Genomic DNA, 8924 nt, shown 5'->3' with positions numbered 1-8924 from the left:
GGACTCCCAGTCCAAAAACCTCATGGACATAACAGACTTTGCCTTCAAAGCGCTCGACTAGCGAGCTAAGGACAAGGAGATTGTTCCCTTTGATGATGAGGTTGTCATCCTCGTTTAATTCCGTCACAGCGCTAGAGCCATCAGAGTCGTACCGCACCGCGTTGACAAAAGCTTTCGGCGCAAGCAAACGAGCAACCTCGTCCGAGGCGAGTGTCTCGTTATAAAAGACCTCGTCTCGCTTCTCGTCCTCTTTGTCCTGCCCACCCTCAAGAACACAGTCTTTGTAAGGCCAAACGAGGCTAACGTCATTCAAGGAACTCACCAACGCCCCGTCCGCAGCGGAGAGCCCAATTTTGTTACGGAAGCTCGTGTAACTGTCGGGCAAGAACTCCTTCGAATTAACCACCCACATGAACTTCTCCAAGTCGAAGACTGTATAGCCACCGACCTCCTTGAACAAGTGGGTACCCAGCCGAGGGGAACTCAGCAATGTTTCGAGCAGCGCTGAATCTAAACGGTGCGCCGCATCTCGGATGACGGGCTTGAGAAGTCGGCCGTCTTGGGACACGAACCGGGCGTCACCCTTTAGGGCCTCTTCAAGTTCTTGCAAGAATCGCATGCGTCAACATCCTTCGTATTCACATTCGGTCGATCCGTACCACCTGATTGCAGCGCCGCCATGAGGGCATAGCAGCAGGATGAAGGTGTACGAAAGCGCTATACGTAAGATCAAGTGTAACACAACTCACAAATTAACGATAACGTACAGCAGAGAGTTTCTTTTCACCGCTCGACATGCGGAACAACAAAAGCCGTGCCATACTTTTCTCGGAACGCCACGGTTGAGCAGTGTCACCCCCGATACACACAGGCAGATCTCCCCCCGAACTGCCGGCTCCCATGGCGTTCCTCGTTGCCGTAGCCCCTCACCAACACATCCTGTCGTTTAGGCCACCAACAGCTCTGGAGACAGCGCCGCTTTGTTGGAGTGTTGCAGTCTCATCTAGTGCAGGATTCAGACCCTAGTGCACCATCTAGTGCACCAAATGGCGTATTTTACCGAAAATAAAGAAAGCCCCTACCAGCGTTTCCACTGGTAGGGGCAGGAAGTTGGTAGCGGGGGCAGGATTCGAACCTACGACCTCTGGGTTATGAGCCCAGCGAGCTACCGAGCTGCTCCACCCCGCGACGCATGAAACAAAGAGTTTCACTATCGACTGGAAGGCTTGCGCCCTCCGTGGCGACCCCTGTAACTATACATACCGTCTCCGACTAGACAAAATCGCCAGGGCATCCCGTATAAAAGGGAACCCTGGCGATGGTTTCACGCGGGGTAGCGCTTACTTGTTGAGGTTCTGGTACTCCTTGACCGCCTTGTCGAGTTTGTCGAGGGCCTTGCCGTACTCCTCGTGGGAGCCGTCGCGGGCGTCCTCGATGCCCTTGAGCGCGTCGTTGATGGCGTTGATGGCCTCACCCTCGTTGGAGCTCGCCGGCGCGGACGCCGGAGCCGAGGGGGTGGTTGCCTTGTCGGCATCGCCGGAGGTGGGGGCATCGGAAGGCTGAGCGTCGGTGGAACCGGTGTCGCCGTCGATCTCCTCGATGTCCTGAGCAGCCTTCGGGTCGATGCCCACCTGGCTGAGCGCCTCAGAGATGGTGGGCGCGTAACCAATGGAGCCCTTGTAGGACACGAGCACGCGCAGGAGCTTGGGGAACGCGGATTCCTGGTTCTTACGCTTGGAGTAGATGGGCTCGAGATAGAGCAGCTCGCCGTCGCCGACGGGGAGGGCAAGCAGGTTGCCGTTCTGCAGCTGGTTCGTGGACTCCCATAGCGAGCGGTCGCGGGCGACCTGGTCCGAGGACATCATGGCGTCCTGGGCCTGCTTGGGGCCAAGCGTCTGCGTGTCCGTGGGCAGGACGCGGACGGTGATCTTGCCGTAATTGTCCGGGTCCGAGGACGCGGACATGTGGGCGGAGAGGAACTCACGCTTCAAGCCACGGAAGGTGGTGATGAGCTGGAAGCTCGGCTTCTTCGTCTCCGGATCAGCGGCCATGACGTAGTACGGCGGCTGAGACAGCGCGTTGGTGCCCTCGGCGGCATTGGGATCCTGCGGGACGGACCAGAACGCGTCGTTGTTGAAGAAGACGCCCGGATCGGAGACGTGGTAGCGGGCCAGCAGGTTGCGCTGGACCTTGAACATGTCCTCCGGGTAGCGCAGGTGGTCGCGCAGCTCCTCAGAGATCTCAGAGTTCGGCTTCACAACGCCCGGGAAGACGCCCTCCCAAGCCTTGAGGACGGGGTCTTCGGTATCGAACTCGTAGAGGGAGACCGAGCCGTCATACGCGTCGACGGTGGCCTTCACGGAGTTGCGAATGTAGCCCACCTGGTCGTTGATGAGGCGCTGCGTCGTGCCGTCGGGGCTGAGCGCGTCCTGCGTCTCATCCGCGAGCGAGGTGCGCTGGGAGTACGGCAGGTTGGACAGCGTGGTGTAGCCGTCAACGATCCACTTGATGCGGCCGTCGATGACGGCCGGGTAGGTCTTCGAGTCGGTGGTGAGCCACGGGGCGACTTCCTCGACGCGCTGACGCGGGTCGCGCTCGTAGAGAATCTTGGACTCCGCACCGACGCGATCAGAGAGCAGGAAGTTCATCTCGCCGTACTTGAGGGCGTACGCCGTGCGGTCGACGATATTGCCGATGCCGACGCCGCCGGAGCCCTCATAGGTGTAGGTGGACTGGTCCGTATCGTATTCGACGGACTCGTTACCTGTCTTGCCCACGATGGCGTAGTCACGGCCGTCGCGCGCCGAGGCGATGACGGGGCCGAAGTAGATGCGCGGCTCCTCGACGTTGATGCCCAAGGAGGACTCGGCGTCCTTGGTCTCACCCTCACCCTCGGCCTCCTTGCCGGCCTTGGTCTGGAGGTCAGAGACGGTAAAGACCGGGTAGCCACCACGGGTGGAGCCGGCGTCACGGGCGACCTCGTCGACCTTGTTGGCCTCGGCCGCAATGAAGCCGTTGCCGTGGGTGTAGACGGTGTGGCGGTTAATCCAGTTGAGCTGGTTTTCACTCAGCGCGTTGGGGTCAAGCTCGCGGGCGGCGACCACGAAGTCGCGCATCTCGCCGTCGATCTCGTAGCGGTCCATCTCGAGCGTGTCCGGGAAGCCGTAGAAGTTGCGCAGCTGCTGCATCTGGGTAAAGGTCTCGCCCAGGATGTCCGGGTCGAGCAGACGCAGGTTATTGATCGTCGCCTCGTCCGAAGCCACGGCCTCGTCCGACGCGCCTTTCGCGCCCCAGTTGTTCTCGTAGGTCACGTTGTCATCGCCAATGCCGTAGGCATACTTCGTGGACTCGATATTGCGCGTAATCGATTCCGCTTCCTTCGCCTGACGGTTCGGGTCGACGGAGAAGCGCTGCATGAGCACCGGCCACACGTTGCCGATGACGACGGAGGAGACGAGCATAAGCACGACGGCTAGGCCCGGAATGCGCAGGTCCTTGATCACGATGGCCATGAAGAACGCGATGGCCACGAAGACGCCGATGACCATGAGGATGATCTTCGCCGGCAGGTACGCATTGATATCGGTGTAGGAGGCACCAGTGAAGATGGAGTTGTCCCTGTACAGCAGCTCGTAGCGCTCAAACCAGTAGCCAGCGACCTCGAGGAGCATCCAGATGCCGCCGGTAATCGCCAGCTGCTTGCGCGCCGCCGGTGAGACGGAGCCGCGCACGCCCGCCGGGCGGGAGCCAATGCGGATGCCGCCCAGCACGTAGTGGCCCACGAGCGCGATGAGGAACGCGAGCATGGTGAGCAGCGAGAGCGTGGAGATCACAAACTGGTAGACCGGCAGCTGGAAGGCGTAGAAGCCCAGATCCATGTGGAACTGCGGATCGTCCACACCGAAGGACTGTCGGTTGATAAACAGCATGACCGCACGCCAGTTGGACTGGGCCAGGAAACCGGCGACGATGCCGACGAGGAGAGGCAGCACGCGCAGGAACGCGCCCATGGACTTCTCAATGGACTGGCGGTAGGCGTAGACCGGCGAGTTGAGATCACCCAGGTCGAGGTCGTCCGGACGTCCGCGCCACACGAACCACGCCGCGGCCCACGTGATGAGTCCCGCGATGATCGCGGTGACGAAGAAGATCGCGAGGCGTGCGAGCACCGTCGTGGTGAAGACGCCGCGATAATCAATCGCACCGAACCACTTCCAGTCCGTGTAGAAGCCCACGAGCAGCGGGCCTACAAAGAAGAGGAGACCAAGAATGGTGACGGTCCAGGCCAACAGCCGGGATGGCCGTCGCATGGGGGCATTGGGTCGTGTGAGTCCGGTGGACAACGCCAACTCCAATCAGTTATCGAAGAGATGAGCAAACGGTATAGTCTTCCAGCTTAAGGAAGTAACACAGCATTAACGAATGAGGTCATCAATGAGTTCCCTCTCCCCCAATCAGCAGGCGCTCAATAAGGCCATGCGCGAGGCCGTCGAATTCGTCCACGCGGAGGGCTGGGACGCCGCCCCTACCCTCTTCGCCCTCGTGCCCTCCGAGCTGCTCGTCGACGCGCTCGACTCCCTCGATGACTCGCCGCTGACCCTCGTCGTGCAAAACGATCTGCCGGACAATATCGAGGCCGGCTCGGAGCAGCTCGCGGATTATGTCTCGCGCCTGGCCTGGCCAGCCGAGGTCGCCGGCGTCATCCTCGCCCAGGAGATCCTCTTCCGCGACACCGCGTCTCACGACGCGTCGGCTAGTGTCGCGTCGGCGCCAACCGACGCCCCACGCCCGGCGCGCCTCTACTCCGGCGTCCTGCGTGAGGAAGGAATTGAACAGACCTTGCTGCAGCTGCGCCCCACCGAGGAAGAGCTCGAGGCCGCAGGCCCCTTCGCCCAGGACGAGATCCAGCTGCGCGGCGGTCCTCAGGTCGCCCCCGGCGTCATCGCGGCGCTGCGCTACGGATTGGAGCAGGATCCCGAGGAGCTTTACTAGCCGCGTCCTCTAGACTGATAGAAGACTTCACTCACAGGACAACTCGTCTCAGGAGGCTCTCGTGCGCCACGTTTCCGCCGCCCACTCGCTCGCCCGTCTCGCCACGGTCGCGCTCATCCCTGCCCTCCTCGTTGGTTGCGGCTCCGATGACACCGCCGACACCCCGCCGGAGACCCCCGCCCCCGCCGCTCCTGCGTCCCCCACTGTGACCTCCACGTCGGCGTCGAGCACCTCGTCGCCCGCGGCGACGACCTCCGCGTCGACTTCCGCGACGTCTTCGGCATCTGAGTCCTTAGAGCCGTCTTCTTCCAGCGCCACCACGACGTCCTCGGCGTCGCGCTCCTCGCGCGCGGACTCCGTGGAAGATGTCGCGGACATCTTTGGCACGCTAGCGCCCCGCTCGTTCTTCAACGAGCTAGAGGAATGCGACAGCGCGGGACTCAAGGATTCCTACAACTGCTCAGGCCCCGAGGTCGGCCAGTTCCAGTTCTCTAAGTCCGAGACTAAGGCCGCGCAGACGACGCAGCTGCTCGAGGAGCTCAAGTCCTCGCGCCTGCTCTACAACGATGACGTGCGCCTCGTGGGTTGGACGATGTTCGGCTCCACCGCCATCATCACGGTCGTCGACAATGACGAGGGCCTCGTCATGCAGCAGATGACGAGCACCGACGAGCAGGATCCCAAGGACAAGATCCGCGAGCTCGGCCTCCTCGACGGCGGCGACGCCGCGGAAGAATAACCGACCGCGCCATGAAAGTCGACAGGTTAAGGCTGACAGGTCTTTACCTCGCCGCCGTGGGCGAAGGCGTCCATAGCTGCGACGGAATCCGCGATGGTGTCCACTGACGCAATGACCATGTCGCCGGTATCGCGGCTCATGGCTTCCGCGCAATTGCTGCTGGGGGCAAGGAAGAGTTCCGCGCCCGCGTCGCGCGCCGCGCGCACCTTGTGCACGATGCCGCCGATGGGGCCCACCGTGCCGTCTTCGGCGATGGTGCCGGTGCCTGCCACGAAGTGACCGCCGGTGAGGTCGCCGGGCGAAAGCTTGTCGATGACGGCGAGCGAGAACATCATGCCGGCCGAAGGACCGCCAATGTCTTGCAGGTTGTAGGTGACCTCGACGTCGGTGACCGGCTGGGAGGACATGAGGATGCCAAGCAGGGCCTTCTTCTTGTCATTCGGGTTCTCGCCGAGCGTCACGGTCGCAGTCTGCTCCTTGGCGTCCTTGGCAGCGTCGGCCTTGTCATCCGGCTGCGCGGACTCATCCGCCGCGCGCTTGAAGCCGAGTTTTACCTCGTCGCCCGGCGCCTTGGCCTGGATGAGCTTCTGCGCTTCCTCCGGCTTGGAGACGGCCTGCCCGTCGACGGAGGTGAGGATATCGCCGGCTTCGAGGGCTCCTGCGGCCGCGGCGTCATCCATAACCTTGGCAACGACAATTTCCACGGGTTTGCCCAGGTAGTCCATCGCGGCGACGGTCGCGGCAGACTCGGACTGGGTGAACTGGGCCTCGTTGGCCTCAGTGACTTCTTCCTGCGTCATATCCTGCGGGATGATCTGCTCGACGGGGACGATGGTGTCATCCGTCGAGGCCCAGCGCGCGATGACCTGCGCGAGCGACATGTTGGTGCGCACCGAGACCGTCGTCATATTGAGCTGGCCCTTGGGCTGCTCGACCTCAGTCTTGCCTTCCGTCGACTCGACGTCGACGACCTGGACGCCCTCAACCTCGCCGAGCGTATCCACGGTGGGACCGGGGCCCTCGGCAGCATAAGGCACGGTGAGCGAGATATCCGTGCCGGGAACGTGGTCGAGGCTCACGGCCGCAGCGAGCACGAGAACAGGGATGGCTCCCCAGGTCACAGTCCGCAGGCGGCGCTTCGATGCTGAATTCACGAATGAACAGCCTACCCGTGATCGCTCAAAGCGTTGTATTTCGAGACTGCATGCGACCCATCTGCCGCGCCTGGGCCGGTACATTGGGAAGGCATGAGCAATGGATTCGGTTTTTCCTTCCCCAACAACAATGGCGACGACGACGATGACAACAACCGCCGCGGCGACAACCCGTTTGGTGCGTTTGGATTCGGCGGCCCTGGCGCCGGTGGCTTGGGCGACATGCTCAACCAGTTCGGCCAGATGCTCTCCGGCATGGGCTCGTCCATGAATAACCCGGAGAATTCCGGCCCCGTGAACTTCGAGATGGCGCAGCGCATCGCGCGCCAGCAGCTCGGCACCACGGCCAAGCCCTCGGACGCGGATGTCCGCGCCGTCGAGGAGGCCGTGCGCTTGGCGGAGCTCTGGCTTGACGATGCCACCGCGCTGCCCACCGCAGGAGGGCGCGTCGCCGCATGGAGCTCGGAGGACTGGCTCGAGAACACCATGCCCATCTGGCAGCGTCTCGTGACGCCGGTTGCGGAGCATATGAATGAGGCACAGCTCGAATCCATGCCGGAGGAAGCCCGCGAGATGATGGGCCCGATGGCGAATATGATGCGCCAGATGTCCGGCATGAACACCGGCATGCAGCTGGGTGGCTCGCTGGCCGAGCTCGCCAAGTCCGCCATCACGGGCGCAGACTTCGGCCTGCCGGTCTCCCCGGCTGGTGTGACGGCGCTACTGCCGAAGAATATCGAGGCCATCTCGCGCGATCTCACGGTCCCGGCGCAGGAAATCCTCGTCTACATCGCGGCCCGCGAGGCCGCCCGCCAGCGCTTGTTCACCCACGTGCCGTGGCTTGTCGAGCGTGTCGTCTCCGCCGTGGAGGAATACGCCGTGGGCCTGGTCATCGACACCTCGCACATCGAGGAAGCCACGCGTGAGCTCAACCTCGAGTCCGGCGACCCGCAGGCCATCCAGGACGCGATGGCCAAGCTGCAGGGAATGGACCTCACGCCACGCATCACCTCGCGCAACGCGTCCGCCACCACGCGCCTGGAAACCCTCCTCGCGCTCGTCGAGGGCTGGGTCGACGTCGTCGTCACCGAGGCGCTCACGGAGCGCATTCCGTCCGTGGCGACCATGAATTCCGCGTGGGCGCGCCGCATCGCCTCCGGCGGCTCGGCCGAGCACGCGCTGAGCAAGGTCGTGGGCATCGAGATCGGTGCCCCGCAGATTGCCAAGGCCGCCGAGCTGTGGCGCCGCTCCACCATCGCGGTGGGCTCCACCAAGCGCGATACGGCCTGGGACCACCCGGACTTCCTGCCGACTGCAGAAAACATCGAGAACCCGGCCGAGTTCATCGATACGCTGCTCGATGACGCCCCGGCAGATGACTTCGAGGCCGAGTTCGCGAAGCTCGAGGAGATGCTCCGCGGTGAGGGTGGCGCCGAAGAGAAGGACAAGGACCCCGAGGACGACGAGTAGTCGTACCTCTCCCCTGCCCCGGGCCGGATGGCTGAGCTAGCGCTCGCCGCCCGGCCCGAAGCGTTGGTAGGCCTCGAGAAAGCCTTTCGCACGCTCGGCACGCGGCGCGCGGTCCGCCCACTCCCAGAACTCGCGGCTGTGGTTGGGCACAAAGGTATGCGTGAGTTCGTGGACGAGCACCGCATCCAGCACATAATCGGGCACGTGCTGAAGCCGATCGCTCACACGAATCGCGCCCGTGGACGTTGTGCAGCTCGCCCAGCGCGTGGTCATATTCCCCACCCATCGGATAGACGTCCACTGCGCGTGGCCCTCGAGGATTTCGGCGTTGAGACGTGCGGCGCGGTCACTCAGGGCGGCATCGGAAAGAGGGGCGGCCTTGCGCTTCTTCATGGCGCGCGCCAGCATGTCCTCCACGGCGCGCTCCTCCTCGGCCTTGGACAGGCGCGCGGGGATGCGGACCTCCAGCACGCTGCCTTTAAACCGCGCCTCGATGGTGCGGCGGCGCCGGGCGGAGCGAATGACTTTGACCGGCGGACGTGCGCTTTCTTCCATAGCGGGCAGTCTAC

General features: G+C 63.1%; 7 protein-coding genes and 1 tRNA gene. 3 read left to right on the top strand and 5 right to left on the bottom strand.

Annotated elements, in window-relative coordinates:
• From HMPREF3227_RS07175 to HMPREF3227_RS07165, 3 genes are all read right to left on the bottom strand, one after another.
• Positions 1-619 (bottom strand): site-specific DNA-methyltransferase (locus HMPREF3227_RS07175; RefSeq protein ID WP_197429506.1); only part of this gene is annotated, 619 nt, incomplete at its 3' end.
• 492 nt (positions 620-1111) lie between these two features.
• Positions 1112-1188, bottom strand: a tRNA-Met gene (locus tag HMPREF3227_RS07170).
• A gap of 152 nt (positions 1189-1340) precedes the next feature.
• Positions 1341-4310, bottom strand: a complete 2970-nt coding sequence (locus HMPREF3227_RS07165; protein WP_066511712.1) for a UPF0182 family protein — start codon at positions 4308-4310, stop codon at positions 1341-1343.
• 124 nt (positions 4311-4434) lie between these two features.
• Here HMPREF3227_RS07165 and HMPREF3227_RS07160 point away from each other — a divergent pair, with 124 nt between their 5' ends.
• Both HMPREF3227_RS07160 and HMPREF3227_RS07155 read left to right on the top strand, forming a co-directional pair.
• Positions 4435-4992: a PPA1309 family protein gene (locus HMPREF3227_RS07160; RefSeq protein ID WP_066485535.1), complete on the top strand. Its 558-nt coding sequence runs from the start codon at positions 4435-4437 to the stop codon at positions 4990-4992.
• A 61-nt stretch (positions 4993-5053) separates the two neighbouring features.
• Positions 5054-5731, top strand: coding sequence for a hypothetical protein (locus tag HMPREF3227_RS07155; RefSeq protein ID WP_068801503.1), 678 nt, complete (start codon positions 5054-5056; stop codon positions 5729-5731).
• 26 nt (positions 5732-5757) lie between these two features.
• Here HMPREF3227_RS07155 and HMPREF3227_RS07150 read toward each other — a convergent pair whose 3' ends face one another.
• Positions 5758-6885 carry a YlbL family protein gene (locus tag HMPREF3227_RS07150; RefSeq protein WP_066485533.1) on the bottom strand — a complete coding sequence of 376 codons (1128 nt, stop codon included), beginning with the start codon at positions 6883-6885 and terminating at the stop codon, positions 5758-5760.
• A gap of 93 nt (positions 6886-6978) precedes the next feature.
• Between HMPREF3227_RS07150 and HMPREF3227_RS07145 the strand changes: the two genes are divergently transcribed.
• Positions 6979-8355, top strand: coding sequence for a zinc-dependent metalloprotease (locus HMPREF3227_RS07145; protein WP_066485531.1), 1377 nt, complete (start codon positions 6979-6981; stop codon positions 8353-8355).
• Positions 8356-8391: 36 nt separating this feature from the next.
• On the opposite strand, the gene HMPREF3227_RS07140 is transcribed toward HMPREF3227_RS07145, so the two are convergent.
• Positions 8392-8910 (bottom strand): M48 metallopeptidase family protein, encoded by a 519-nt coding sequence (locus HMPREF3227_RS07140; RefSeq protein ID WP_066511705.1) that lies wholly within the window; start codon positions 8908-8910, stop codon positions 8392-8394.
• Between the last annotated feature and the right edge of the window lie 14 nt (positions 8911-8924).

Origin of the sequence: Corynebacterium sp. CMW7794, from assembly GCF_001563605.1 — a bacterium.
In the GTDB taxonomy this organism is placed as follows: domain Bacteria; phylum Actinomycetota; class Actinomycetes; order Mycobacteriales; family Mycobacteriaceae; genus Corynebacterium; species Corynebacterium phoceense.
This window is presented reverse-complemented; position numbering and strand designations above follow the sequence as displayed.

Coding starts and splice junctions, on each gene's coding strand:
- HMPREF3227_RS07165 (WP_066511712.1), bottom strand. CDS start 4,310: ATGCGACGGCCATCCCGGCTGTTGGCCTGGACCGTCACCATTCTTGGT.
- HMPREF3227_RS07160 (WP_066485535.1), top strand. CDS start 4,435: ATGAGTTCCCTCTCCCCCAATCAGCAGGCGCTCAATAAGGCCATGCGC.
- HMPREF3227_RS07145 (WP_066485531.1), top strand. CDS start 6,979: ATGAGCAATGGATTCGGTTTTTCCTTCCCCAACAACAATGGCGACGAC.
- HMPREF3227_RS07140 (WP_066511705.1), bottom strand. CDS start 8,910: ATGGAAGAAAGCGCACGTCCGCCGGTCAAAGTCATTCGCTCCGCCCGG.